This is a genomic window from Trichocoleus sp. DQ-A3 (genome assembly GCF_039961975.1).
Taxonomy (GTDB): domain Bacteria; phylum Cyanobacteriota; class Cyanobacteriia; order Cyanobacteriales; family FACHB-T130; genus FACHB-T130.
In genome coordinates, this window is sequence record NZ_JAMPKC010000004.1 from 337,358 (window position 1) to 362,315 (window position 24,958).

22 protein-coding genes are annotated in these 24,958 nt (G+C 46.0%); 11 read left to right on the top strand and 11 right to left on the bottom strand.

What is annotated here, in order from left to right:
- Nucleotides 1-115: 115 nt before the first annotated feature.
- The 5 genes from NDI44_RS10280 to NDI44_RS10300 form a co-directional block, all read right to left on the bottom strand.
- Nucleotides 116-3,103: a UPF0182 family protein gene (locus NDI44_RS10280; RefSeq protein WP_190415446.1), complete on the bottom strand. Its 2,988-nt coding sequence runs from the start codon at nucleotides 3,101-3,103 to the stop codon at nucleotides 116-118.
- Nucleotides 3,104-3,178: 75 nt separating this feature from the next.
- A complete protein-coding gene (locus NDI44_RS10285) occupies nucleotides 3,179-4,465 on the bottom strand; it encodes a glutamyl-tRNA reductase (RefSeq protein ID WP_190415448.1) in 1,287 nt (428 codons plus the stop codon).
- Nucleotides 4,466-4,620: 155 nt separating this feature from the next.
- Nucleotides 4,621-5,658, bottom strand: a complete 1,038-nt coding sequence (gene glpX, locus NDI44_RS10290; protein ID WP_190415450.1) for a class II fructose-bisphosphatase — start codon at nucleotides 5,656-5,658, stop codon at nucleotides 4,621-4,623.
- 193 nt (nucleotides 5,659-5,851) lie between these two features.
- Nucleotides 5,852-6,769, bottom strand: coding sequence for an NAD(+) kinase (locus NDI44_RS10295; protein WP_190415730.1), 918 nt, complete (start codon nucleotides 6,767-6,769; stop codon nucleotides 5,852-5,854).
- A 119-nt stretch (nucleotides 6,770-6,888) separates the two neighbouring features.
- Nucleotides 6,889-7,866 (bottom strand): SDR family oxidoreductase, encoded by a 978-nt coding sequence (locus NDI44_RS10300; RefSeq protein WP_190415452.1) that lies wholly within the window; start codon nucleotides 7,864-7,866, stop codon nucleotides 6,889-6,891.
- Nucleotides 7,867-8,025: 159 nt separating this feature from the next.
- Here NDI44_RS10300 and NDI44_RS10305 point away from each other — a divergent pair, with 159 nt between their 5' ends.
- Nucleotides 8,026-8,184 carry a hypothetical protein gene (locus tag NDI44_RS10305; protein ID WP_190415757.1) on the top strand — a complete coding sequence of 53 codons (159 nt, stop codon included), beginning with the start codon at nucleotides 8,026-8,028 and terminating at the stop codon, nucleotides 8,182-8,184.
- On the opposite strand, the gene NDI44_RS10310 is transcribed toward NDI44_RS10305, so the two are convergent.
- A complete protein-coding gene (locus NDI44_RS10310; protein ID WP_190415454.1) occupies nucleotides 8,146-8,259 on the bottom strand; it encodes a PetM family cytochrome b6-f complex subunit 7 in 114 nt (37 codons plus the stop codon). The two genes, NDI44_RS10305 and NDI44_RS10310, sit on opposite strands and share 39 nt — an antisense overlap.
- A 58-nt stretch (nucleotides 8,260-8,317) precedes the next feature.
- On the opposite strand from NDI44_RS10310, the gene pdxA reads away from it, so the two are divergent.
- The gene (pdxA, locus tag NDI44_RS10315; protein WP_339380813.1) at nucleotides 8,318-9,490 is read left to right on the top strand and encodes a 4-hydroxythreonine-4-phosphate dehydrogenase PdxA; all 1,173 of its coding nucleotides are present in this window, start codon (nucleotides 8,318-8,320) and stop codon (nucleotides 9,488-9,490) included.
- Nucleotides 9,491-9,545: 55 nt separating this feature from the next.
- Nucleotides 9,546-10,598 carry a phosphodiester glycosidase family protein gene (locus NDI44_RS10320; protein ID WP_190415456.1) on the top strand — a complete coding sequence of 351 codons (1,053 nt, stop codon included), beginning with the start codon at nucleotides 9,546-9,548 and terminating at the stop codon, nucleotides 10,596-10,598.
- A 111-nt stretch (nucleotides 10,599-10,709) separates the two neighbouring features.
- On the opposite strand, the gene NDI44_RS10325 is transcribed toward NDI44_RS10320, so the two are convergent.
- Both NDI44_RS10325 and NDI44_RS10330 read right to left on the bottom strand, forming a co-directional pair.
- On the bottom strand, nucleotides 10,710-11,066 hold the full coding sequence (locus NDI44_RS10325) for a hypothetical protein (protein WP_190415458.1): 357 nt from the start codon (nucleotides 11,064-11,066) through the stop codon (nucleotides 10,710-10,712).
- Between the two features lie 599 nt (nucleotides 11,067-11,665).
- Nucleotides 11,666-12,343, bottom strand: a complete 678-nt coding sequence (locus NDI44_RS10330) for a response regulator transcription factor (RefSeq protein ID WP_190415460.1) — start codon at nucleotides 12,341-12,343, stop codon at nucleotides 11,666-11,668.
- Between the two features lie 150 nt (nucleotides 12,344-12,493).
- Between NDI44_RS10330 and NDI44_RS10335 the strand changes: the two genes are divergently transcribed.
- The 3 genes from NDI44_RS10335 to NDI44_RS10345 all read left to right on the top strand — a co-directional run bounded on the left by NDI44_RS10335 (nucleotide 12,494) and on the right by NDI44_RS10345 (nucleotide 17,877).
- Nucleotides 12,494-16,237 (top strand): PAS domain S-box protein, encoded by a 3,744-nt coding sequence (locus NDI44_RS10335; RefSeq protein ID WP_190415462.1) that lies wholly within the window; start codon nucleotides 12,494-12,496, stop codon nucleotides 16,235-16,237.
- A gap of 105 nt (nucleotides 16,238-16,342) precedes the next feature.
- Nucleotides 16,343-16,945 carry a DUF1517 domain-containing protein gene (locus NDI44_RS10340; RefSeq protein ID WP_190415463.1) on the top strand — a complete coding sequence of 201 codons (603 nt, stop codon included), beginning with the start codon at nucleotides 16,343-16,345 and terminating at the stop codon, nucleotides 16,943-16,945.
- Nucleotides 16,946-16,995: 50 nt separating this feature from the next.
- Nucleotides 16,996-17,877, top strand: a complete 882-nt coding sequence (locus tag NDI44_RS10345; protein ID WP_190415465.1) for a hypothetical protein — start codon at nucleotides 16,996-16,998, stop codon at nucleotides 17,875-17,877.
- A 453-nt stretch (nucleotides 17,878-18,330) separates the two neighbouring features.
- Here the strand turns inward: NDI44_RS10345 and NDI44_RS10350 are convergent, their stop codons facing one another.
- Nucleotides 18,331-18,489, bottom strand: a complete 159-nt coding sequence (locus tag NDI44_RS10350) for a hypothetical protein (RefSeq protein ID WP_190415467.1) — start codon at nucleotides 18,487-18,489, stop codon at nucleotides 18,331-18,333.
- A 792-nt stretch (nucleotides 18,490-19,281) separates the two neighbouring features.
- Here NDI44_RS10350 and NDI44_RS10355 point away from each other — a divergent pair.
- The 3 genes from NDI44_RS10355 to NDI44_RS10365 all read left to right on the top strand — a co-directional run bounded on the left by NDI44_RS10355 (nucleotide 19,282) and on the right by NDI44_RS10365 (nucleotide 20,768).
- Nucleotides 19,282-19,506, top strand: coding sequence for a hypothetical protein (locus tag NDI44_RS10355; protein WP_190415469.1), 225 nt, complete (start codon nucleotides 19,282-19,284; stop codon nucleotides 19,504-19,506).
- Nucleotides 19,507-19,622: 116 nt separating this feature from the next.
- The gene (locus tag NDI44_RS10360) at nucleotides 19,623-19,784 is read left to right on the top strand and encodes a hypothetical protein (RefSeq protein ID WP_190415471.1); all 162 of its coding nucleotides are present in this window, start codon (nucleotides 19,623-19,625) and stop codon (nucleotides 19,782-19,784) included.
- A 642-nt stretch (nucleotides 19,785-20,426) separates the two neighbouring features.
- Nucleotides 20,427-20,768 carry a hypothetical protein gene (locus tag NDI44_RS10365; RefSeq protein ID WP_190415473.1) on the top strand — a complete coding sequence of 114 codons (342 nt, stop codon included), beginning with the start codon at nucleotides 20,427-20,429 and terminating at the stop codon, nucleotides 20,766-20,768.
- 72 nt (nucleotides 20,769-20,840) lie between these two features.
- Here NDI44_RS10365 and nadB read toward each other — a convergent pair whose 3' ends face one another.
- Together nadB and psbU are read right to left on the bottom strand one after the other, a co-directional pair.
- Entirely contained in the window at nucleotides 20,841-22,613 is a 1,773-nt protein-coding gene (gene nadB, locus NDI44_RS10370) for an L-aspartate oxidase (RefSeq protein WP_190415474.1), read from the bottom strand.
- 238 nt (nucleotides 22,614-22,851) lie between these two features.
- Complete coding sequence (psbU, locus tag NDI44_RS10375) at nucleotides 22,852-23,286, bottom strand: photosystem II complex extrinsic protein PsbU (protein WP_190415476.1); 435 nt, start codon at nucleotides 23,284-23,286, stop codon at nucleotides 22,852-22,854.
- A 242-nt stretch (nucleotides 23,287-23,528) separates the two neighbouring features.
- Here psbU and NDI44_RS10380 point away from each other — a divergent pair, with 242 nt between their 5' ends.
- On the top strand, nucleotides 23,529-24,167 hold the full coding sequence (locus NDI44_RS10380) for a peroxiredoxin (protein ID WP_190415478.1): 639 nt from the start codon (nucleotides 23,529-23,531) through the stop codon (nucleotides 24,165-24,167).
- Nucleotides 24,168-24,341: 174 nt separating this feature from the next.
- Nucleotides 24,342-24,926 carry a Uma2 family endonuclease gene (locus NDI44_RS10385; protein ID WP_190415480.1) on the top strand — a complete coding sequence of 195 codons (585 nt, stop codon included), beginning with the start codon at nucleotides 24,342-24,344 and terminating at the stop codon, nucleotides 24,924-24,926.
- The last annotated feature ends 32 nt before the right edge of the window (nucleotides 24,927-24,958 follow it).

The following is a 24,958-nucleotide window of genomic DNA, read 5'->3' on the forward strand; positions in this document are numbered from 1 at the left end:
AGAGAAAGTGGTATTTGTTTATTTGATAACTACGTTTTTTTTGAGAATTCGCACTTTGTAGAGATGCTTTCCAGAAAAGACTTTTACAAAGTGTTAAATCCTTGAAATAAGCGATTTAAGGAGCGCCCGACGGTTCGACTGGACGAATAATTGCTGGGGTAGCAGATTCTTCGGGTTGAAAGATTGCCTGAAGTGCTTCTTCTAGAGTTTCTGCCATAACGATACGGTTTTCGTAAGCGACAATCACTCTCACTAATGTTGGTAGACTATTTTGTTCTGCTTCTAGATAAAGAGGTTCGACGTAGAGAAGCGATCGCTCAATTGGAATTACTAACAAATTACCTTGTATTGCCCTAGAACCCTGCCGATTCCATAGAGAAATCTGTTGAGAAATAACCGGATCTTGGTTGATTAAAGCTTCGATTTGCTCTGGGCCATAGACCAACTCCTGTTTGGGAAACCGATAAAGCAACAGCTTGCCGTAATTCTCCCCATCGGAACGCGCTGCTAACCAGGCAATTAAATTGTTACGTTGGGTGGGTGTAAAAGGAAGCAGCAGAATAAATTCTTCCTCCTGGGCAGTTGGCAGTCTTGTGATCAAGTAGTAGGGTTCTACGGGTCGCGGTTCGCTGCCATAAATCTCAGTCGGAACCTGCCACTGGTCTTCCCGGTTGTAGAACACCTGGGGGTCGGTCATGTGATAAGTCCGCAACCGTTCCGACTGAATGTTGAAAAAGTCCACTGGATAGCGGAGATGGCTCCGCAGGGAAGTGGGCATTGCATTTAATGGTTTTACCAGGTCGGGAAAGATAGCAGTCCAGGAGTTAATAATCGGGTCTTGGGGGTCGGCAACGTAAAAATTAACCGAACCGTTATAGGCATCGATAACGACTTTGACAGAGTTGCGGATGTAATTAAATTGGTTTTCGCCAGGATCGGAGTAAGGATAGCGATCGCTTGTCGTATAAGCGTCAATAATCCAGTAAAGGTAATTTTGCTCCTTCGATGCATCGGTCTTGGCAACCACTAAGTAGGGGTCGCTGTCAAACCGCAAGAAAGGCGCGATCTTCTGAACTCGCTGTGCAATATTGCGACGAAACAACAGCTTGGTTTGCGGTGTGAAATTCCGCGTAAACATCATCTGCCAGTCTTTCAAATACTCGGCAAATAAAAGACGCCGCCACCACGAACCGATGGAGACGCCGCCAGTACCATCGTAAGTGTTATAAACATTCTCGTTGCCACTGGGATAATCTAACTCTTCGACTGTCGTTGGCGTCATTACATAAGTATTCGTGAGTTCGCCGTAGTAAATCCGGGGTATCCCAATCGGAATGCTGACTCGAATGCGTTCGCTGGATACATTTAAGGCATTGTTATCACCAGAATCCGCACTCGTTCCAATATCTTTAACAAAGTAATCTGGCAACCCACCTGCGCCAACTGTATTCACAGGGCTGAGGGTAAAGCCATAACCGTGAGTGTAAACTAAATGTTTATTAACCCAAGTTTGAGCTTCTTGGGGAACGGCATTGTAATCTAATTCTCTTGCTGCCAGAATCACCTGTCGCTTTTCTGTCCCATCGCTTTGTGCAGATGTTTCTAGCTTCAAAGTATACCGATCGATATCGGCGTCAGGAAATTTGTAGTAAAGCCGAATCTGTTGCAGTTGGCGATTTGTTTGTAACAGGGGACGTGTATCCCAAAGGCGAATATTGCGAATCGTCAGTTCATTTTGCTGGAGGTCTACGGCAGTAAGATTTGCTTGAGGGTCGAAGGTTTGAACGTCAATATTCTCTAAATTAAATGCTTCCCTCGTATAGGCAATACTGTGTTCAATATAGGTTCTTTCTCGCACCAACTCATTGGGTTGAACAATGAGGCGTTGCACTGCGACAGGTAAGCCAATTAAAAATAAAAAATTGAAAATTGAAAATCCCAACAAACCAATTTTTAATTTAAAAGTTTTAATTTTTAATTGAATTGTCTGCCAAAACAAAAGCAACGCGATCGCTAGTAAAAATACGCTCAATCCGGTATACAGTGGCAATCGCACGGTGACATCGGTGTAACTGGCACCATAAGTAACGCTGGTGGTGGAATACAACAATTGATACCGCAATAACCAATAACCGAGAGAGAGAGCAGCACATAGGCAACCGCTGAGTCCGTACAAATGGCGCATCTGGGATTTGGAAAACCCTAGAAATCTTCCCTCACTAAAACTATCTCCAGATAGCAAATATATTAGAGTGACTGCTGCAAAACCATACAAAAATAGTCCAAAAAACCAAAATTCTAGTAACTCCCAAACAGGCAACTGAAATACATAAAAGCTGATATCTCGTCCAAATAAGGGGTCAACACTGTTAAAACTGGTGGGATGAAAATACTGTAAAATTCTCGCCCAGTGGCTTGATAGCACCAGTCCAAAAAATAAACTGAGGACAAGCGCGATCGCTGTTAACAAAAACTGCGGATAAACCAACACCAGTGCCGCCGATACCAACACTAGGACAACCTGCCAGATGCTAGAGAGCATCTTTCTACCCATCTGCCAGATCAAGTCAGGCTGAAACCAAACTGGCAACAGAGGAGATACACTTGGCAACCCGACCTTAGAATGCCAATAACTCGTGGCTCTTTGACTGTAGTGCAGCAGCATCAACCCGATTGCTAAACTAAGTACCCCTAGCAAAGGCAAAAGCGATCGCAATTTCAGTGCTGAGGACTGAGGACGGATCGAAGAAAAAGATTCTCTTTGGTACTCTTGACTTAAGACTTTATCTCCCCTAACTCCCGCACCAACGCGCTGCTTCGCTAGAAAAAAGTGAGAATCAACCTCCCCCTTTTTAAACCCTGTTGGGGGGATCTCTTTAGAATACTTAAGACGATGGGCAAGATATAGATTACCCAGTAAAAAGCCAGCGGTGACAATAAATGCGATCGCCCACAACCCCGCTTGAGTGCTTACCCTGAGAAGAAACGCCGGTAGATATCCGACTTCCTGAAACCAAAAAACATCTGCTACTAGGTAAGCGACTAGATCGAAGGCTAGCCACAGTCCTAGTAGCAGTAAAAGTCCTGGAAAAATTCGATTCATTATTCATTGTTCGTTGTTCGTTGTTCATTGTTCATAGAAGTTTGCCATGAACCCTGAACGATGAACCCCGAACGATTAACTAAATTGTTCGCCTATATCCAGGTTAAACAGAGTTTGGAGTGCCTGCATCGCTTTGCGTCTGGCTTCGATATCCTGCTGCGATCGCAGTTGTACCATCGGATCGTGCAGAATTTTATTGACAATTCCGCGCGTTAGTGCCTCGATAACTTCTTGATGTCTTTCGGCAAATTCCGTACCCAAGCGAGACAAAGCTTTTTCTAACTCTTGGGTGCGAATCGTTTCCATTTTATCGCGCAGGCAGCTGATGGTAGGAACGGTTTCCAGCGATCGCCACCAGAGATCAAAGGCTTCCACCTCTTCTTCTAGCAATTCCTGGGCTTCCATTGCCATCTTGCGGCGGCTTTCGTGATTCTGAGCCACCACTGCCTTTAAATCATCGACATTAAACGCCTGCACGTTGTCCAGATCGTTAACATCCCCATCCACATTACGCGGCACGGAAATATCAAAGATCATCAAACCTCGGTGCGCTTCCAGGTGAATTTCCAGTTTCGACCGATTCAACAATGGTTCTGTGGAAGAGGTACTGGTAAACACTAAATCCGAGGAAGTGATCGCTGACATCATTTCTGACAGTGGATACAGTTGCAACTGTGCCTCTGGGAACTGATTCGCCAATTCCTGTGCCCGTTGCATAGAACGGTTCAACACCGAGATGTGAACCGCTCCTTTTGCCAGTAAATGTTGCACTAACAGCCGGGACATTTTCCCCGCACCTAGAATCATCACTCGACAAGCTGCCAAGTTCTGGGCTTTGATCTGGGCTAACTCTACCGCTGCTGAACTGATGGAGACAGCACCCGTACCGATACTGGTTTCCGTCCGAACTCGCTTCCCAGCAGTCAGTGCTTGCTTGAACAACCGATTCAGGATGCTACCAATGCCCTTGTATTGCTGTCCCAGTTTGTGAGTATGTTTCACTTGCGCCAGGATTTGCCCTTCCCCCAGCACCAAACTATCTAAACCTGCTGACACTCGCATCAAGTGCATGACTGCATCTTCATGCAACAAAACAAACAAGTGTTGCCGCAGTTGATGGAGGGGAAATTTGCTGTGTTCGGAAAGAAATTGGGTGACTTCCCGAACGCCCTGTTCGGTTTCATGAGCAACGATGTAAATTTCCAGGCGGTTGCAGGTGCTAAGAATCGCGACTTCTGCAATGTGGGGGTAGCTCATGAGGGCAAGAGTTGCACCTTCACACGCTGGCTCTGGAATACTTAATTTTTCCCGAATCTCAACCGGCGCTGTTTTATGGCTAAGACCTACGACTGCAATATTCATTTGCTAATTGCTAATTACTAATTGCTTATTGGGTTGATGGTTAAAAGATTAGAAGATTGAAGATTGAAGGGTGAAGATTGAAGGGTGAAAGTTAACCTGCACGACCTTCAACCTGCAACCTACAACCTGCAACCCGATTTCCGATTATCCGCAGACTACCTCAATTGCAGTTGCTTCGGCTCTTCAAACATGTGGATTGTATCAACAAAGCGGGCGGTCTGCGACTGGCTGGAAATGACCAAGCTTTGAGTCCGTGCCCCACCCTTGAAGAACCGCACGCCTTCCATGAGCGTACCAGGAGTGATACCACAAGCTGCGAACAGAACTGTCTTGCCAGAGGCGAGTTCCTCAGCACTGTAAACTTTGTCTGGGTCTGTGATGCCCATGCTATTAAGCCGTGCGATATTGCTCTCTCTGCTCTCTCCGATCAATCCAGTTTTCACCACATCTGGATCGTAGATCAGCTGACCTTGGAAGTGTCCACCCAGACAGCGCAGAGCGGCTGCTGAGATGACGCCTTCGGGTGCAGCACCAATTCCCATCAAAGCGTGAATATTGGTACCGGCAAAGGCGCAGGAGATGGCAGCAGAAACGTCACCATCGCTGATCAGTCGCACTCTGGCTCCCGCTTGCCGGATTTCTTGAATTAGTTCTTTGTGACGAGGGCGATCCATCACTACGACCACCAGTTCCTCAATCGAGCGACCCAGGCACTCTGCGAGAATCTTTAGGTTTTGGGTGGCGGACTTGTTAATATCAACATGACCGCGTGCCACTGGGGGCGCTGCCAGCTTTTTCATGTAAAAGTCAGGAGCGGCAAACAAACCGCCTTTTTCAGCAATTGCCAGAACTGCCATTGAACCATTTTGACCGTAGGCAACGAGGTTGGTGCCTTCGCAGGGGTCAACGGCAATGTCAATCTCAATTAATTCATCTGGGTTGCAATAAGTTTTGGCATCTTCGCGGGTACAGATACCAACTTCTTCTCCGATATACAACATGGGGGCATCATCCCGTTCGCCTTCACCGATGACGATCCGACCCCGCATATAAATTTTGTTCATCCGCTCCCGCATGGCTTCCACCGCGACTTGGTCAGCGATGTTTTTTTCGCCTTTTCCCATCCACCGGGAGGATGCGATCGCAGCTTGCTCAACTACCTCTATAATTTCTAATCCCAGCGTGTTTTCCACAAAAATTATCCTCTCAACTGCTTGATTTAGCGTCGTTTCATCTGGCGATTCCAGTTAGAAGTCTATCAGAGGGGGGATACCCAAAGCTGGAGATTAACGGCTTGGTTTATGTTAACTTTTGTAATTCGTCCGGCTGATGGGTCATGGGTCATTCGTTGGGAAATCACGAATAACTCATGACTCCTGGCTTTTTTTAAGGCAATTCAACCGATGTCGGTTTAGCAATGTGAGGCAGACCCCAACCGAGTTTTTCTCGTAAAATTCGGAAAAACTCAGGGGATTGCAAGCGGATGAATCGAGCTGAAAAAGGCGATCGCTCCAGATACACCCGATCTTCTGGCAATACATAGCATCCAGCATTCCCATCCACCACCATTACCAGTCGGTTAGGATTTGCGGGGAAAATCGTCACAGGTTCGCTATCTGCAAACACCAACGCCCTAGACGCCAGTGAATGAGGACAAATCGGCACCAACTGTAATGTCGGCACTCCAGGCGTCACCACCGGCCCCCCAGCACTCAATGAGTAAGCCGTCGAGCCAGTCGGGGTCGAGATAATCACCCCGTCTGCGGCAATATCCATCAGCGCGTGACGCCCAATCAGCACCTCGAAATGGCACATACTGGTGAGCGGTTCCCGATGAATCACCATTTCATTCAGGCACAGCGCTTCCCACAGCCGGACATTATCGCGAAATAGTTGCACCGCGAGCATCGCCCGCTCTTCGACTTCATACTCCCCAGCCATGAGCATTTCCAGCGCTTGCGGGATCTGGTTCACATAAGCTTCAGTGAGAAAACCCATGTGCCCAGTATTCACCGCCAGCAAGGGAATCCCGCAAGGTGCCACTTGGCGAAATGCCGCCAGAACCGTGCCATCTCCCCCTAACACCACGGCAAATTTCATCTCTTCATCAAAGCCGGGGGGAGCCAGGGAATCGATTGGGGTATGACATACCGGACGATCGGGGCGAGAATATCCCAAAATCCCACCGGAACCTGTTGTCATGCAAACTTCCCAACCAGCGGCTGTCAGCTTGTCTTTTAACTCTGTTGCAGCGCGACAAGCTACAGGTTTGGTGTCATTGTATATAATCCCTGCTTTGGGCACGCTTCGAGTCCGGTAGTAGTTCATTCTTAATTGTTAGCGATCGAGGATTGGTTTTTAGGTATGTAACCTATTAAAAACCAACAACTAACAACTCACTTTGCTTTGAGGCTGTAATCAGTTCAAGAGGTATAGGGCATCTTCTTTTTATTCTGCTTTTTATTTTTTGATTTTTCGTAATCAATTTCCTTGAGTTTTTTCAAGATGCGACTGAAGTAGTCTTGCAGGTATGCCTCCAAAGTCGTGATTTGGGCTGAGTCTATCCCGAAGACTTGATAAACCTCATCCATCGACGCATTCAGGGGTTTGCCGGTCGCTACCACTTCGGCAAAAGCCAACCGATCTGCTAGGTTCCAGCCCCATTCAAAAAAGCGAGCGATCCGTCGCACTGTCCGCAGTAAGCCCAAAGGCATTCGCGTCACCTTGGATTCTCGCCCAGAAAGACGTTCGCACAGGCGGATGATTTCATAAGCACCCCAAGCGCGAGAACCGACAATCGGGAAGGTTTTCTTTTCAGTTTCCGGAACCTTCAGGGCTTTGATTGCAAACTTAGCAATATCCTGAGTGTCCATGTAAGCCACCGGAGAGGTGTCCCCTGTCACCCATACAGCTTGTCCATCTAAGATCGGCACTGCATACTGACCAATCAGCCCTTGCATAAAGCCGCAAGGTCGCAAAATGGTGTAATTTAACCCGGATTCTGCTAAGAAAAGCTCCGTACACCGCTTGATTTCCATCAACGGGACATTAGGATACTTTTCAGCATCCAAGATGGAAAAGAAGATAAAACGATCAACTTTGGCAGCGCTGGCGGCTTGAATCAGCGCTACTTTGCCATCCCAGTCTACCTGTTTGATACTAGTGGCGTCTGTCGGTCGTGAAGTTGCCGCATCAATCACGGCTGTGACACCTTCAAAGGCTGCTTTCAGGCTTTCAGGATTGGTGAGATCGCCGCCGACTAACTCAGCGCCCCATTCTTTTAAAAATGCCGCCTTCTTCGCACTTCGTACCAGACAGCGAACTTGATAGCCCTCTTCTATTGCCCGACGAGCCACCTGTCTGCCCAGGGTGCCGGTGGCACCGACAATTAATAAAGTCATCTAGTAATTAGTAAGGAATCTTAAACTTTCTATAAGATGTTATCAGAAATCTCAGAATTAACGCAAAGAAAGTTTACAAAACTAGTAATCAGAGCGATCGCGCACTTCAATTACTAGTCGCTAATCCTATGAAAATGCCCAATAGTAAATTCTCGCCAGATGACAAAGCAACGGGCGAGGAACAAATCAACGATTCGTTTTTATGGCAACGGACAAGCTGCTAGGCGCGTTGATGGAACACGCCCCAGCGTGGCTTGCCCTTGCTTTCAGGGGTTGCCCTTAGAGGGACTCGTTTTCGCCGCCTTGGATTTTGAGTAACAAAAAGCCTAGACCCAGACCCACTAAAATCAGGGTAGAGGACAATATAGCTGCATTAAAAATCTCACCGCTCATCGGTTATAGGCTCCTTGGGAATCAATTAAAAAGTTTAGAGTATTTTAAACTGAAAGCTGTGAAAACTTTCTTTACACAAACACCGACCAATCTCACACAACGGCAAGAACGTCCTCGGTTAGCGGTAACACTGGGAGATCCGGCGGGGATTGGGCCAGAGGTGGTGCTGAAGGCGTTGGCAGATCCGATTACCGAAAATTGCGAGATTACTGTCGTTGGCAGTCGGGGACTGTTGCAAGAAACTTATCATCGATTGACCCGACAATGTAAGGGCAGGGTGCCGTGCCGCTCCCAGCAACAGGAACAAAGCCTGCCTACACAGACTTTAGAAGCGGGTGGGGAGGCATCTGAGTTGGTGTCAGCACCGCTAGCAGACCCGGCACAGTTATCAATTCTTGATGTCCCACTGGACGGGGAAATAGAGCGGCAAATCAAGATTGGAACTGGGAATGCTGCGAGTGGCGCGGCAAGCTTTGCTTATATGGAAACAGCGATCGCGCACACGCTTTCGGGTGAGTTCCAAGGCATTGTTACAGGCCCGATTGCGAAATCTGCTTGGAAAGCCGCAGGATATGATTATCCTGGTCAAACAGAATTGTTAGCCAAGCGTTCTGGCGTCCAGCGATTTGGGATGTTATTTGTGGCGCGCTCGCCGCATACTGGTTGGACACTCCGCACTTTACTTGCCACTACTCATATTCCCCTCCGTCAAGTCGCTGAGGTGCTGACACCGCAACTGCTGACGAATAAGCTTGATTTGCTGGTGGAATGCTTAAAGGCAGATTTTGGGATAGAAAAGGCAAAGATAGCGATCGCTGGATTAAATCCCCACAGCGGCGAACAAGGTCAACTAGGACGAGAAGAAATCGATTGGTTAATCCCTTGGCTAGAGCAACAACGGCGACCCGATCTGCAACTGGATGGCCTAATTCCCCCAGATACGATGTGGGTAAAGCCCGGTCAAGCCTGGTTCGGTTCAAATGGCATCTCATCGGCTCACGATGCTTACTTGGCGCTCTATCATGACCAAGGTTTAATCCCCGTTAAACTGATGGCATTTGACCGAGCGGTGAATACTTCTATCGGTCTTCCCTTCATCCGCACCTCTCCCGATCACGGGACTGCTTTTGATATCGCTAGTCAGGGAATTGCCGATGCTACCAGTATGAAAGCAGCGATTCAACTTGGGGCTGAATTAGCGGCTCGGAGGACAGCCGCGAACGCTATGTAGCTTTCGCTAGCGAATCAGGTATCGTCAGCCAGATTAATTCGAGAAGAGATTGTTCATGTTTGCATATTTGATTTTTAGCGCGATCGCTCAAAGCATCCACTTGAGCGCTCCAAAACTTCCTGCGTCTAAATCTGAGAACGAGCGAGCCAAGTTCGAGCGAATAGCAGCCTCAACAGTACCAACGAACTCCGCCTTCGCAGACTTAAGGTATTTAAAAACCGCACGGAGGGGTTTTGCCGTTTTACCTGTTGCTTATGTAGCCGCGAATTCTATTCACCGGGAACATTCTCTAGGGTTGGATGCTAAAAACGGTATCTCCTCACAAACACCATTTGTTAAAAACGATCGCAATCAAAAATTCTTTCCTCTTGGTTTTAAAGCTATTAGAAGTGCGCCAGGAGTTACGCTTTATAACCAAAAATCTGATTATGTGCAAGTTGTTGATTTGAGCCAAGGCGCGTCTGTCAAATTCCTTTATGGCGAGATTACCAATCCCGGTAAGAAACAAGGCGCTTATGGAGGAAACGATCCTAAGTTGAGACGCCAAACGCTGACACAAGCTTGGAAAAATTTCTATTCTTTTAATAAAAAAGCTTTTTCGATAACGAATGGTCAGTTTTTCAGAAATGACACTAAATCCGCCACCATCACTAACTTAGCTTTTCCAGTTAAAGCCAATGGAATCATTATGAGTGACGGCTATGCAGGCGAAAGTGAATTTGCTAGCCAAAAGCTGATGCTTGCGGTTTGGAAGAATCGCGCAGAAATTAGCGTTTTCAATGGTAAAAACTCTCTTTACTCTTCTTCAGCTCCCAATATCATTGTTGGTTTAAGCGAAAAGGCGAATAAATTTATGAACAAAAATTTAGGTAGAACTTTTATGGGAGTCCTAGATAGAGACTATAATGGAATCTCCGAAACCGTTTTAATTTTTAATTCGAGTGATTCAACTCAGTTTCATGCAGCACAGACACTAAAAAAGTTTGGTGCAGATCAAGTAGTTATGCTCGATGGTGGCGGCTCTTCACAGTTGCTTGCTCAGGGTGTAAATTATATTACATCTCCAAGAACAATTCCACAAACTATTGGCGTGGTGAGCGCTCCTTGAGCAAAGAGTAGGCAGGAATAAGAATGCGATCGCAAGGAATGCCCTGTTGATTCAGGTAGGGTGCGCTCGCATTTTCATTTTTTTGCTTTCTTCATTTTAAACCTTTGCAAATTAGGTAAACCAAGTAGATGGGGAAAAACTCTGCTCAGACGAGCTAGGAAGTTGATGTTTAATCCAATCTCTCTTCCTTTGGAGAATCTCAAAAATTCCTTGGCGAATTACTGTTTCTATGTGCAGCTTTCTTTCTCCAGAGCAGTAACGGCGATTACATTTCTCTGAAAGTTTTTGACCATCCTCGATCGCAGCGTATACGTTAGGAACTCGACTCAGGGTATAAGTCATTAATTCTTTATATAATCTAGAATTTAAAAAAGCTCCGTATTCAAAATACTCTTGTTCATTGTCTAAGATTTGAGCAATTTCATCGGCAACCCATAACATTGTTAAATTGATGGTTCGATTAGCCATTTTAACCTCACTTTTTATCGAATAACATTCTGGTTTTGTCTGGTTGATTTTCTAATTTATATCTATTATTTTTACTTTTAAAAATATCAACGTCTTGCCCGAACCAAATTTTAAAACTGGAGATTTTCTCTTATTTTATTTATGAAGTTTTCACGTAAAAACACAGATGAAATTTAATTACTTTCTTTGCAAATAAAGAGACAAAAATAGTACTTATAGGCTGACTAATAGGTAATAATTTCCCCCAGCCATAAAGTTTATGGGTATCTTGCTTAGAGGTTTTTGTTAACATCGGCTGCTTTGTAAACTCAAGGCATGAATATTAACAGGAAACTCAGCTTCTATTGGATTAATATCAGTTCTATCTACTAGCGCAAAGAGAGCATACTGGATTAATCGCTTCTAGCGTATGCCGACTAACCCAGCCTGCATTAAAAGGAGGTCGTCAGATTGGGAAACAGACTCTAGCCTGTTTTGAATCTAAGATTACGTCTCAAATGTAAAAAACTAGAGGAGAAATCGGGAAGAAATCGAGAAGAAATGAAAAAAACAGTAAACTTTTGTAAGGAATATTTTGCTGCTGTTTACAAAGCATCAAATTAAGATAGCTGTTTAAGGCGATACCCAATACCGTGAATTGTCTCAATCAAATCGGGCGGTGCGCCTACTGCTCTGAGTTTCTGCCGTAGGCTTTTAATATGGGCTTTAACAGTCTCCTCCTCTGGCGGTTCCTCAAGAGACCATACGTGTTCAATGATGCTACTGCGGCTGAGTACCCGCCGACCATTGCGGAGGAATAGCTCCAATAAAGAATATTCCTTGCGGGTTAAGTGCAAAGATTGCTCAGCATAGCTAACTTCATAGGTACTAGGGTTAAAGCTCAAGCTGCCCCACTCTAGCACTGGAGACGCTGAGGAACTCCCTCGACGCAACAAAGCGCGTATCCGGGCTAATAACTCTGGCAGATCGATCGGTTTAACAATATAATCATCCGCTCCAGCATCTAAGCCGGTGACTTTATCTGCGCTAGTGTCACGGGCAGTGATCATGAGGATTGGCTGGTTGTAGTCATGAGAGCGCAATCGACGGCAAAGGCTTATGCCATCTAGCTTAGGCAGCATTACATCTAGCAAAATTAAGTCATACGTAACGGTTTGGACTTGATCCCAAGCAGCTTCCCCATCTGTCACCACATCAACCACATAAGTTTGATCGGTAAGAGCTTCTACTAAAGCTTCTGCAAGACGCAAATCATCTTCTATTAGAAGGATTCTCATTGCATAAATTGCTTTTAGTTGATAAAAAACGGGAAATAAAGATGATTGATAAAGTCTCTAATTGGCTAAAATGCCCTATTCATAGAATATCATCTATCATTCGGACGATTAACGCAGGATAAACAGTAACCTTAGCAAGAAAACAATGCGATGAAGTGGCCTATTAAAAAAACAATGATTATCAGCGGTTTAGGGTTGGCATTGTTGCTACTCGGTGCAACAAGTACAGCTTCGTATTGGAGCATGACTCAACCGATCGAATGCCATGAATGGATACAGCACACTGAAGAAGTTGTGCAGAACCTTGATGAGATGCTTTCTACGCTAAAAGATATTCAAGCAAAGGAACGCAACGATATCCTCAGGGGCGACGAAACTTGGCTAAACACCGCTCCCGCGGCTAGTCCGGAAATTGGCTCGAAAATTCAAAAGCTCCGAAAGTTGACGGGCGATAATTCCCTGCAACAGACAAAGTTGAATGTGCTTGAGTCTTTAGTGACAAAGGAACTCCCTGTAGTCGAAAAGTTAGTTTCCTTGCGGCAAAACAATGATGAAGATGCGGCTGGTCAGATTGCCCTGATTGAAGAGGAGCAAAAGCGTCAGGGTGAGATTCGCCAGTTAATTCAGCAGATGCAGAATGATGAGCGAGCATTTTTACAGCAGCGATCGCTAGCAGTATCAACCAGCGCTCAAAATACAATCCTGATGCATTATCTTGGCACAGGCTCGGTTTTTTTGCTTTTATGCTGGGTTTACTTGCTTCTGTATAGCGAAAATGCAAAGCGTCAACGCGCAGAGGAAGCACTCAGAAAGGTTAATGAGGAACTAGAAATCAGAGTTCAGGAACGAACCGCAGAAATCGTTAGTACGAATGAATTGCTGCTGGCTGAAATTATCGAGCGCAAGCGAGCTGAAGAAGCGTTACATCTAACCCAATTTTGTGTCGATCGGGCAGTATATGCGATCGCTTGGATAAATCCGGAAGGGCGGTTTGTCTATGTAAACGACGCCCTTTGTCATTCCATCGGTTATTCACGAGAAGAATTACTCTCGATGAGCCTATCTGACGTAAATCCGGACATTCCCCCAGCAGTCTGGCCAGATATTTGGCAAGCTATCAAGCAACGCGGCTCTCTCTCCCTGGAGTCTCATCATCGTAGTAAAGATAGCAGGATATTCCCGATTGAGGTGACAGGCAATTACTTGCAGTTTAAGGGCAAGGAGTACGCTAGTTTTTTTGCTCGCGATATCAGCGATCGCCTGCGGCACGCTACGCTACGCCAACAAGCAGAACTCGCTCTCAAAGAGAGCGAACAACGGCTACAGGCAATTTTAGATAACTCTCAAGCAATTATCTACCTTAAAGACACTTCTTGCCGACACATTCTAGTCAATCGCCAGTTTGAAAATTTATTGCACCTCACTAGAGAGCAAGTTCTTGGCAAAAACGATTACGATATATTTCCCAAGGAAATCGCAGATAGATTGGTATCAAACGACAAAAGAGTGCTTGAATCTGGAAGTTCCTTTGAGTTTGAAGAACTCATTCCTTGCCCCGACGGTATCCGCACTTACTTATCGCTCAAGTTTCTCATTCATAACACCGAAGGGATTCCCTACGCAATTGGTGGTATTTCTACCGATATTAGCGATCGCAAAGCTGCTGAAGAAGCACTGAGAATTAGTGAGGAACGCTTTCGGATTGCGCTCAAAAATTCACCCATCGTTGTCTTTAATCAAGACACCGATTTACGCTACACCTGGGTACATCATCCCACCTCAAGGGTTGTTGACGAAGTTTTACTAGGAAAATTAGAAACCGAAGTCTTTTCGCCTGAAGATGCCCAACAGCTGGTAGCGATTAAGCGCCCGGTGCTGGAAAGCGGAATTGGAACGCGCAAACAGACGTGTATTGCACTCAATGGAAAAGTTCGCCACTACGATTTAACCGTAGAGCCGTTGCGGAATCCAACCGGGGAAGTTATTGGCATTACCGGCTCAGCGATGGATATTACCGACATCCGTACTAGGGAAGAACAACTGCGAGCAATCTTTGAGAGCGCACTCGAAGCGATATTAATTACAGATAACGAGGGCGCTTATGTAGAGGGGAATCCCGCTGCCTGCCAACTACTGGGGCTGCAACTTCCAGAACTCCTGGGAAAGCGGATTGCAGACTTTATGGAGCCTAGTTTCGATTTTGAACAGGCGTGGCACAACTTCCAAAAACAAGGGCTGGCAACCGGAGAATTGCGCCTCCTTCATCCAGATGGAACCGTGCGAGAAGTTGAGTATTCGGCTAGAGCTAATTTTCTTCCTGGGCGAAATCTATCGGTGCTACGCGACATCACCCTGCGTAAACAAGCGGAGGCAGCGCTACGGGAAAGCGAGGCTCGTTTCCGCATGATGGCTGATAGTGCCCCTGTGATGATTTGGATGTCCGATCCAGACGCACTTTGTACGTTTTTCAACCAGACTTGGCTAAACTTTACCGGACGGACTCTAGAACACGAAATTGGGAATAGTTGGTTGGAAGGCGTGCATTCTGAAGATATTCAGCATTGTTTAGATAGCTACTTATCCGCTTTCAATTCCCGAATGTCCTTTTGTATAGAATATCGATTGAGAAAGGCTGATGGCGAATACGGTTGGATTGTAGATAAAGGAGTTCCCCGGTTTACCCCAGAAGGAGATTTTGCGGGTTACATTGGCACCTGCATCGACATTACCGAGCGCAAAGCTAACGAGGAAGCGCTGAAGGAAAGCCAACGTTTCATTCAGAAAATTGCCGATACAACTCCTAATTGGCTCTACATTTATGACATAATCCAAGATTGTAATGTTTATGCCAATCGCCGAACGGAAGACTTTTTTCAATGCACCCAGGCAGAAATTCAAGCAATCGGATCGCGGATTTTATCAGATTTTTTACACCCAGAAGATTTCGCTAAAATCGAGGAATTTAGCAAAGAGTTTGCCACTACTACAGAAGATCAAGTAATCGAAAAAGAATACCGGATGAAAAACGCCACGGGTGAATGGCGTTGGTTTCATATCAGTGAGGTTGTCTTTACAAGAACTGCTGACGGTAGACCCGAACAAATCCTAGGTACAGGAGTAGACATCACCGATGTTAAAAAAGCGGAAGAAATTCATCTGGCGCTAGAAAGAGAAAAAGAACTCAGTCAGCTTCAGATGCGCTTTTTTTCAATGGTTTCCCATGAATTTCGCACTCCAATCAGCACGATTTTACTCTCTTCGCAATCCTTAGAACATTCCTTCGAGCGATGGTCAAAAGAGAAATTATTGAAAAATATTGCTCGGATTCAAGCCAGTGCCAAACACATGGTTCAGCTATTAGAAGATATTCTAATAATCAATAGAGCAGAAGCTGGGAAACTAGAATTTAATCCTGCGTCTATTGATATCAAAAAGCTTTGCTACTACTTAACTGAAGAAATGCGGTTAATTGCAGGTAGTAAGAATTCAATAATATTTGTCAGCCAGGGAGATAGCCCAAACTCAGCAATCGATGAAAAACTTCTGCGCTCGATTGTTACCAATTTACTTTCCAATGCGATTAGATACTCCCCCCAAGGCAGTCATATTCATTTTTCCCTCGTTTGCGATCGCCAAGAGGCAACTCTGCAAATTAGGGATAAAGGCATTGGTATTCCACCAGAAGACCAACTTCATCTATTTGAGCCGTTCTATCGAGGGGAAAATGTTGGAAATGTCGCTGGTTCGGGATTAGGACTAACCGTGACTAAGAAGTGTGTGGACTTACACGGCGGCACAATTACAGTAAAGAGTGAAGTCGGGGTGGGAACCACTTGCACTGTGACATTGCCTTTATACAACCCTGTAAGGCCAGGAAGTCTCCAGCCCAGCTAGAGCAGTCAAACCATTCTGAGGGTAGACGGCTGCGATCGCACCCACCGAGTACAGTAAAAAAGTAGCTCAATTGACTAAGATTGGCATTTGGTAGCAAGATAAGTCATGACTTCTTGGCGCGATCGCTTCAATCAAATCAGTGGCAAAAGCCGCTTTGTAGTCTGTCGTTTGTTTGTCCATCTAGCAGGTGCAGAGGTTGCGCCTCTGTTGGGAGTTCTAAATCGTGCTGCTAGAGAAGCCGTCGAAGCTGACGGGGATCTGCAAATTTTGGGCGAAGGACTGGTTGAAATTTGTCAGAACCTCTTACAGTACGATACTTACTGGCAATCCGCAGCGAATGAAGGCGACGTTTTCTGGAATGAAGGTGAAGCTGGGGACTATGTGAATGAATTGTTCACAGACTCTGCTGAGCGCTATTTGAGCGAACCAGACTTCAGCCAACCTTCTCACGGAAATGAACCCTTGTCATTGCCAGTCACTCGCAACTTGATTGTGATGATTACGGTGGCTTATGAGGGGGAAGTTCCCCCACTCGAAGGCGATCTCGCCAATCTTAGTGCGCTTAAAGAAGGTCTAAAAGCCTTGGTTAATCTGCACTATCAGGAAAGGCTGCGAGCAATACAAGTTCACTTTTCTCCAGCGCAGTTGGGTGATGAACTCACAAACGATCAATTGTTGCTGAATTTTCCAGAACTGATTCCCCTTTAGATTCCCCTTTAATGGCTAATAGCTTCCTCATCAAAATTATTCATCCGTTTATGTTACGTAGATTGACCATTCTTTTCATGTCCCTGACGTTGTGCTTCACAACGGTAGCTTGTGGTAGTCCCTCAACCACAACCCAAGCCCCATCTCAGAATCGGGACTTTAAGACAACGACCACTCAAAGTCGTTTGCCTGACGGACAATATCCAGTCCAGCAGGCAACCTACAATGATGCCGATGGGGAATACACCCTCATGTTGCTCAATACCCCTCCGGGCACGCCCGCCGTTTATCGCTCTACAGATTTGCAAATGGCACGTCTGACAGACGAAGAAATTAAGTCTGGTCAGAAGGGTTATGTGAAAGCAGCTAACGGTCAGGCATCTCTGCACATTCCAGAAGACTTCAAAATTGAATACGTTCACAACGTCACTGAAACGCGACCCGACCCTCAAACAGGTCAACCCCAGACCGTGGTCGTGCGTCAGCAGTCAAGCTTCTGGGCACCTTTTGCAGGAGCATTGGCAGGTCAAGCCGTAGGCAGTTTGTTGTTTACGCCGCGTTACTATATGCCGCCAGTGTATCAACCGGGCGGAATTATGAGAGGTTACGGCGGATACGGCAACACTTATAGTCAAGCGGTTCAGCAATACCAAACCCGCTACCAAGCACCGCCACCTGCTGTTAGAAATCGTCAAACCTTGCGGACAACTGGGCGCTTAAGATCGCCTTCATCCAGTCAACCGACCAGCATTCGTCGAGTCCCGCAAAGCGGAAACCGTTCTACTGGATCGGGTTATGGTTCCAGCACGCTGCGTCGCTCTAACGGATCAACTCCCAGCCGCGCGAATAGAAGTCCCAGTTTTGGCAGCGGATCGCGATCGCGTCCCAGTCGTAGTCGGGGATCGTTTGGTTCTGGTGGCAGACGCCGCTAATTATCGAGAGCGTGGGTAACGCCTATTCTCCTAGCTAGCTCTGTAAGCGCACATTGCCTTGCGCTTACAGAGTCAAAAGAAATTTTTACAAGCTGTATCTTATTGCTTTTGGCCGTTTGAGAAGACTCTGGGGCTGAACTTCCTGGAACCCCTCCCCGCAAGCGCGGAGGGAAATTAACTTGCGGTTACGAGTATTAAGTCAAACAAAAAACGCCCAACAAAAACTTGAGGGCGTCGATCATCAGGGTGCATCTACTAAATTCAATATACCTCACTGAGGGGTCACACCCCCCACCCCTAATAAAAGATTGTTATAAAACTTCTCAATCGCTTCTCAAAGAGCCAAACGTTCTGGCTGTCGCGCGTTATCCCCCTTCACTTTATGAGCGCTACATCTGTGATTCCTCTTTTCCCACTTTGGTAGGTAGCGTAGCGGCGCGCCCATTGCGGGGGTTAAGGAACTGTTGCAGACGATTTGCACAACAAAATGACATTACTACCAGAAGCTGCTTCTACCAGCTTCAAAGAACCGAGTAGCCGCCCATAGCCTGCGCGATCGCTACTCCCCCAAAAACAAAAAACGCCCAACAAAAACTTGAGGGCGTCGATCATCAGGGTGCATCTACTAAATTCAATATACCCCACTGAGGGGTCACACCCCTCACCGTTAAAAAAGTTGTTACAAAACTTTACATTTTGGGGGAGCGATTAGCCGAGAGTCCTTATCAAAGGGGTTGAAGGATGCTTGCAGTCAATCCAGATAAAGCAATACCTTGAAACCTACGTACAGCCTAGACGTCAAGAGAGACTGAGAGACACACTAAGCGATCGCTTCTGTTAGCTTTGTATTTACTTGATCTGTACTTTGTCTACCCAAATCGCTTATCTCTCAAGCAGTGCGTGCAGATTGAGCTTTCTCGCCTGATTGACTGAAAAAACTCCCCTCCTTCCTATCCCTGCTACCTATAGCAGTCCTCAAGGATTCATGAAGCCTTGCTCCCCGGCTTCTTAGAGAAGTTGAGAAGCTGAAGGGCTGGCATTCCACAACTCAAATAGGATTGCTATAGTTAGTTGAATTTCTCCAGCGTAGCTGCTACTTAAACGAAATTCGCCCAAAATAGTATCAGTAGTTTTGGTCGCAACAATGCTATATTTGATAGCCGTTATCGTTCTTATTTAAATTTGTTTTTATAAATTGACGGCGACTTAGGGCGTAAAATTTAAATTCGATCTATACTAATCCCTCAGACGATCCCCTGTATTTTTCCTAAGAAAAGTTTACCCATTAGGGTGATGTGTAAAGGAGGTGAGGAGGGAAACATGGTAATAGCTTGATGGAATGACCCTAAACAGGGCAACTTGACAACAAGTAGCCTGCATATTCGATTTCAAGAGGTTTTGGATATGTCCTTGCTTTTTTTAATCCCTTTAGCAATCTCGATAGCATCAGCCTTCGTCATCTTTGAGAATTCTCACGATGAAGTTGCCATGCTTGCTGCATCAGCAGCATCTGTCAGTTTGATTCTATGTTTGCTCTTTTTGCCTTGGCAAGTCCAGCTTTTGGTGTTGATGTTTGTCTTAACGATTACTAGACGGGTTTCTGTGCCAAATCAGAGCAAATTTAGGTAAAAAGACAATAATTTATGCTGCGCTTTCCTGTACAGCGAACTCCAATCCAGTCTCGATCTAGGTTGTTAGAGCTGGATTTGGTAACGCTGATACTGAACCTCTAACTGAAACATCTGATGAACTGCTGCCATTTTGAACAGCAGCTATCGTTTACAGGTTCTTCGGATAAACTCATCGACTCTCAAGAGTTTATTTGCTTTAGTAGATATATCCCAGTTTGCCCTGCCAACCTAAGCGTGAAAAGGCGCGATCGCTGGAACCTCTACACCCAGCGCTGAAACTGCCCTTTCTTAAACACAGTCTTTACCAGTGCTGCCTTGTGCTTTTCGCCTTGATAATTCACTTAATAGAGTTTGGTGTGAATACGCCTACTTTTTTGGGATACGTCATGAGCTGAGGATAGAACCATGTTTGTCCTCTAGTTGTTTGGCGCTCGGCACGCATAGCCGCGCCATTGCTTGTGACAGATGTGTAAGTCCTGACGATTTTACTTCATGTCTGCAATGGAGACATCTATTGTCCCCTTAAAAGAGGACTGGAGATATCTGATATGTAGTCTCCAAAAATGAAAGGTATAACACCTGTCTTGAAAGCTTCAATCAAACTTTTAGCAATTAATACCAAAGGAAGAGCCTAAATCATTTTTGATTTGATAATAACTTTTTCGAGAAAATAAAAATACGAAATATTAAGCTTATAAAAATTTTCCGGATTCATTGCCAGATCTATCGTTGAAAATACTGAATACTAAACTTACAAATAAACGTTTAGTTGACCACTACACAGAAACGCCTGCTATTGTCAGAAAATCACTCGAACAACTTCCACAGCTTTGTTTAGCGTACCTTACTACAGATTCTAACTTTACAAATTCTTTGTAGAAGCTCAAGTTTTCATGAAGAGAAAGTAAAGAAAAAGATTTGATAAAGGTACTGGCTACTGAGGTTTTCAGTGGATATACTGATATTACTGGCACTCCCAAAAGTGGCACTCCCAAAAGTCTAGGAACTGTAACGGGTGTTATGAGTAATTACTTTCGATTCACAGGAACAGCAACTTTACTGATTGGGTTGCAACTATTCAGCCCCCAGATGGTGTCTGCCAGAATCGACCCCACTCTTCCCAACAACAGCCCGTCAAACAGCTTCTGGAGTGCTGCTGAGACCCAGAATTTACTACAATCTGGCGGGGAAGGGAAAGCATTTCAACCGAAAGATAACGGCCCTCCTGCTGGCGATGGTACTGGTGCAGGAACGCGCTGAACCAGGCAAAGGTAAAGGTCAAGTAAAAGTTAAAAGGCAAGCAGAAAGAAGTTTGTTCTCTCTTCTAACTGTTTAGTTTTGCAGAGGGGGAGATTTCCACCAATGCTGATGTTGAACTAAGGTGTGAACTTGCCAGTTTGGCGAGGTTTGAGAGAAGTCAGTTCGGTAGTGTCCGCCTCGACTCTCTGTACGAAAAGCAGCACTTTTGAGAATTAGATACGCTACATCTAGTAAGTTGTGAGTTTCTCCCCAAGTTCGCAGTTGTTGGTCGGCATCGGGTAAGTCGAAACTAGCACGCTGACCGGGGATTAAATTCATCAGGTACTCACTTAGAGACAGAGCAGCAAATTCCTGTTGCCAAACTTCGATTTGAGCGATCGCATTCTCTAAAACCTCTTGCGATCGACAAATTCCAGCACTTTGCCACACTAAGCGCGGTAAATCTTGCCGTAAAGCTTCAATTTTGTCTCGTTCGGTCGAATCGCAGGTGAAGGATAAGGGATGAGAAGGAGTCAAAGGGGAATTTTCTCCCCTTCTTCCACTGTCTGGTTTTTCTTGTATTGTTTCATCCTGCATCGTTGCTGTTTGATCCTTTCGAGTCTTTCCTTCTTGCTTCTGACTCCTTTCTAAATGAGCCAGTTGGGCACCAAACACCAAACATTCCAGTAGGGAATTACTGGCGAGACGATTGGCACCGTGAACGCCAGTACTAGCTGTTTCCCCAATCGCATATAAACCGGGAATCGAGGTGCGATTCATTAAATCGCTGGCGACGCCTCCCATCCAGTAATGAGCCGCTGGCGCAACCGGAATTGGCTCGTGAAAGACATCAATTCCCCACCGCTGACACACCTGGATAATGTTAGGGAAACGGTGGCGAATCTTTTCTTCGGGAATTGGGCGCAAATCCAAGAAAACGTGGCCTGTCGCAGGGTCGGCTGCAATTTGCTGCAAGTGGCTAAAAATCGCTCGACTGACAACATCTCTCGGTGCGAGTTCACCCGCTGGATGGTAATCAAAGGCAAATCGTCGTCCTTGGGAATCGACCAGATGAGCGCCTTCCCCCCGGACTGCTTCGCTAATCAAAAAACGAGGCGCACCCGGCTTGGTGAGGGCTGTAGGGTGAAATTGGACAAATTCTAAGTCTCGCAGGATAGCCCCAGCACGCCACGCGATCGCTACCCCATCTCCCGTACTGACCGATGGATTTGTCGTTTGAGCAAATACTTGACCTCCGCCGCCTGTCGCCAGCACCACCGCACCCGCCCTTATCCAGCTAATCTGATTTTGGTAAACCAGGCAAATTCCCTGGCACTCACCAGTTTCAGGATTGAGCCACAGACTTAGGGCAAATGCTTGAGAGATAACCTGGATATTCTGGCGGCGCAGCACTTGTTCGGTTAAGGTACTCACCATTGCGCGACCCGTTGTATCGGCAGCATGAAGCACGCGGGGACGAGAATGAGCCGCCTCTAAGGTCAAAGCGAGATAGGTTCCTTTGCGGTCAAAGGCAACGCCCATATCCACGAGCGAATCAATGCAGGATGCAGCCTCCTCTACAAGAAACTGTACGGCTTCTTTGTCACACAAACCCGCCCCTGCCCGCATTGTGTCCTCAATGTGCAGCGAAGATGAGTCTGTCGGGTCAATTGCAGCCGCGATGCCGCCTTGCGCCCAGTCGCTGGCAGAAAGGGGCAGAGTATCCTTTGTAATCAAACCAACTTGATACGAGTCTGGCAGGCAAAGCGCTGCATAAAGTCCGGCTGCACCAGCGCCTACTACTAAGACATCAAAGTGGATAGGTATTTCCTGCTGGGGTAAAGATTCTGAGCTTATAGGGTTCAATGATAAGTTCCTTAATACTTCCACTCATAATAAATAACCCACTCCATTGAGGAGTGGGTGGTGAAAATGAGTCGTTAGGGGCGAATGTTCTTTTTAGGGTCTGGATTATGCGTATAAAGTAAGTTTGGCTCACTTTATACGCGGAATCTTTTCCTTGTTAGTCCCTACTCAGCATGATTAGCCAATCGCTAAGTTTATGCTCAAAGAGCTATAGCACTCGGCATTAGCACCCAGCACTTTAGTAGTAGCCGTTGTTATAGCGATCGCCACCTTCCACGAAGCTTGATTCTATTTCTGTCACCGTGAAATTATCCAAGTTCGCTTGAAGCCGTTCTTTTTGACCGTCACTTAGGCCTGGAATTTGCAGGACATCTTCTACTTTCTTGTAAGGTGCATTATCGACAACTTTGCGAGCCAGAGTGGGGTACAGCCCTGGATATTGCCGAAACGCTCGCACATTGGTGTTGTTCAAGTCAATCTTTTTCCCGAACTCGGTGGCTAGCTTATCATCCGCCCGATTCCGGAGGGGTGCCTCGACTGCTGCCAACACTGATGAAGAGTGCAGTGCTACACCCGTCAAATCGGCTGCAATAGCGCTTTTGGGCAGCCCCATCCATCCTAAGCAGCTCACCAACATAGCCAACACTGTCAGCAGACGAACCAATCGTTTCATAAACTTAAATCCTCCTGACACAGCATGATTGAGGGTACCATGTCCTCAACTATTAGTTTAATTTTTGTTTTCTATCCTCTCATCTTATTACCTCTCGGTACCCACTCCACCTCAACTCTGGAACAATTGGAAGTTGGTTAGTTTTCCCAAATCTTAATAAAGAGCTAAACTCCGACCGGGAAACTGGGGTTTTATGGCAATATAGAAGATCGTTCCTCAAGGTAGTTCACAGGAAATCCGATATGGTTCTTAGATTAGGCGACCAAGTACCCGACTTCACTCAGGATTCTACACACGGTCAAATCAACTTTTATGAGTGGGCTGGCGATAGCTGGGTAGTGCTATTTTCTCACCCCGCAGACTTTACGCCCGTTTGCACCACAGAACTTGGCGAAGTCGCTCGTCTCAAGCCAGAATTTGACAAGCGCAACGTGAAGGCGATCGCACTTAGCGTCGATGATGTTGACTCCCACAAAGGTTGGGTCGGTGATATCGAAGAAACTCAGAGTGTTGGTCTTAACTACCCAATTCTGGCAGATCCGGATAAGAAGGTCTCTGACCTTTACGACATGATCCACCCCAACGCCGCCAACACCGTAACGGTTAGATCGGTTTTCGTCATCGATCCGCAGAAGAAACTGCGTCTCACCTTCACCTACCCCCCCAGCACCGGACGTAACTTCGATGAATTGCTGCGGGTAATCGATTCGCTGCAACTGACGGATCACTACAGCGTAGCCACTCCAGTTAACTGGAAAGAGGGAGACGATTGTGTAATCGTTCCTTCGCTAAAAGATCCGGAAGTGTTAAAAGAGAAATTCCCTAAAGGTTACACGGAAATCAAGCCTTACCTGCGGATGACTCCCCAACCGGACAAATAGTTTTGAGTGGGTAAGTGAGCGATCGCGCACAGCGATCGCTCACTAGATAATTAACAATAGCCTGATGGGTCGAAAGCTAATCGTCCGTCAGGCTATTTTCATTGGTTTGAGTGAGCCAACAGTAAAATTTTGGAGTAGGCGTTGCCCACTCTAACTGAATCGAGGAAATCCAGAATGCTTTCTTCTCCCCTAGTTGTGCGAATTCCGCCATCAATGCCAATGACAGACGAACAGTTTTTTGAGTTCTGTCAAATTAACCGCAACTTACGCATTGAACGGAATAAAACTGGGGAAATCGTCATCATGCCCCCAACTGGTTCAGAGACAGGAAACCGAGAAGGTAACATATTCGGGCAGCTATGGTTATGGTCAGAACAAGACGGCACGGGGATAACTTTTTCTTCTAGCACGGGATTTATTCTATCAACAGGTGCAGAAAGGTCGCCTGATGCTTCATGGATAAAACTGGAACGATGGAATGCTTTATCCTCAGAACAACAGCAAAAGTTTGCCCCTATTTGCCCTGATTTCGTGATTGAACTGAGGTCAGCTTCGGACAACTTAAAGCCTTTGCAAGAAAAAATGCTCGAATACATGAGCGAGGCAGGATTCCAGCTAGGTTGGCTGATTGACCGAAAAAACCGCCAAGTTTATATCTATCGTCCCAGTCAAGAAGTGGAATGCCTAGACAATCCCGACACGGTAAGTGGCGATCGCGTTTTGCCTGGATTTTCCCTCAACATGACTAAAGTTTGGTAAAAGTCGAGTCGGACTACCGCGATACGCCAAAA

Excerpts from the sequence above, each read along its gene's own strand:
- NDI44_RS10280 (WP_190415446.1), bottom strand. The coding sequence starts at position 3,103 with ATGAATCGAATTTTTCCAGGACTTTTACTGCTACTAGGACTGTGGCTA.
- NDI44_RS10285 (WP_190415448.1), bottom strand. The coding sequence starts at position 4,465 with ATGAATATTGCAGTCGTAGGTCTTAGCCATAAAACAGCGCCGGTTGAG.
- NDI44_RS10300 (WP_190415452.1), bottom strand. The coding sequence starts at position 7,866 with ATGACTTTATTAATTGTCGGTGCCACCGGCACCCTGGGCAGACAGGTG.
- NDI44_RS10305 (WP_190415757.1), top strand. The coding sequence starts at position 8,026 with ATGACAAAGCAACGGGCGAGGAACAAATCAACGATTCGTTTTTATGGC.
- NDI44_RS10310 (WP_190415454.1), bottom strand. The coding sequence starts at position 8,259 with ATGAGCGGTGAGATTTTTAATGCAGCTATATTGTCCTCTACCCTGATT.
- NDI44_RS10320 (WP_190415456.1), top strand. The coding sequence starts at position 9,546 with ATGTTTGCATATTTGATTTTTAGCGCGATCGCTCAAAGCATCCACTTG.
- NDI44_RS10325 (WP_190415458.1), bottom strand. The coding sequence starts at position 11,066 with ATGGCTAATCGAACCATCAATTTAACAATGTTATGGGTTGCCGATGAA.
- NDI44_RS10330 (WP_190415460.1), bottom strand. The coding sequence starts at position 12,343 with ATGAGAATCCTTCTAATAGAAGATGATTTGCGTCTTGCAGAAGCTTTA.
- NDI44_RS10335 (WP_190415462.1), top strand. The coding sequence starts at position 12,494 with ATGAAGTGGCCTATTAAAAAAACAATGATTATCAGCGGTTTAGGGTTG.
- NDI44_RS10340 (WP_190415463.1), top strand. The coding sequence starts at position 16,343 with ATGACTTCTTGGCGCGATCGCTTCAATCAAATCAGTGGCAAAAGCCGC.
- NDI44_RS10345 (WP_190415465.1), top strand. The coding sequence starts at position 16,996 with ATGTTACGTAGATTGACCATTCTTTTCATGTCCCTGACGTTGTGCTTC.
- NDI44_RS10350 (WP_190415467.1), bottom strand. The coding sequence starts at position 18,489 with ATGATCGACGCCCTCAAGTTTTTGTTGGGCGTTTTTTGTTTTTGGGGG.
- NDI44_RS10355 (WP_190415469.1), top strand. The coding sequence starts at position 19,282 with ATGTCCTTGCTTTTTTTAATCCCTTTAGCAATCTCGATAGCATCAGCC.
- NDI44_RS10360 (WP_190415471.1), top strand. The coding sequence starts at position 19,623 with ATGAACTGCTGCCATTTTGAACAGCAGCTATCGTTTACAGGTTCTTCG.
- psbU (WP_190415476.1), bottom strand. The coding sequence starts at position 23,286 with ATGAAACGATTGGTTCGTCTGCTGACAGTGTTGGCTATGTTGGTGAGC.
- NDI44_RS10380 (WP_190415478.1), top strand. The coding sequence starts at position 23,529 with ATGGTTCTTAGATTAGGCGACCAAGTACCCGACTTCACTCAGGATTCT.
- NDI44_RS10385 (WP_190415480.1), top strand. The coding sequence starts at position 24,342 with ATGCTTTCTTCTCCCCTAGTTGTGCGAATTCCGCCATCAATGCCAATG.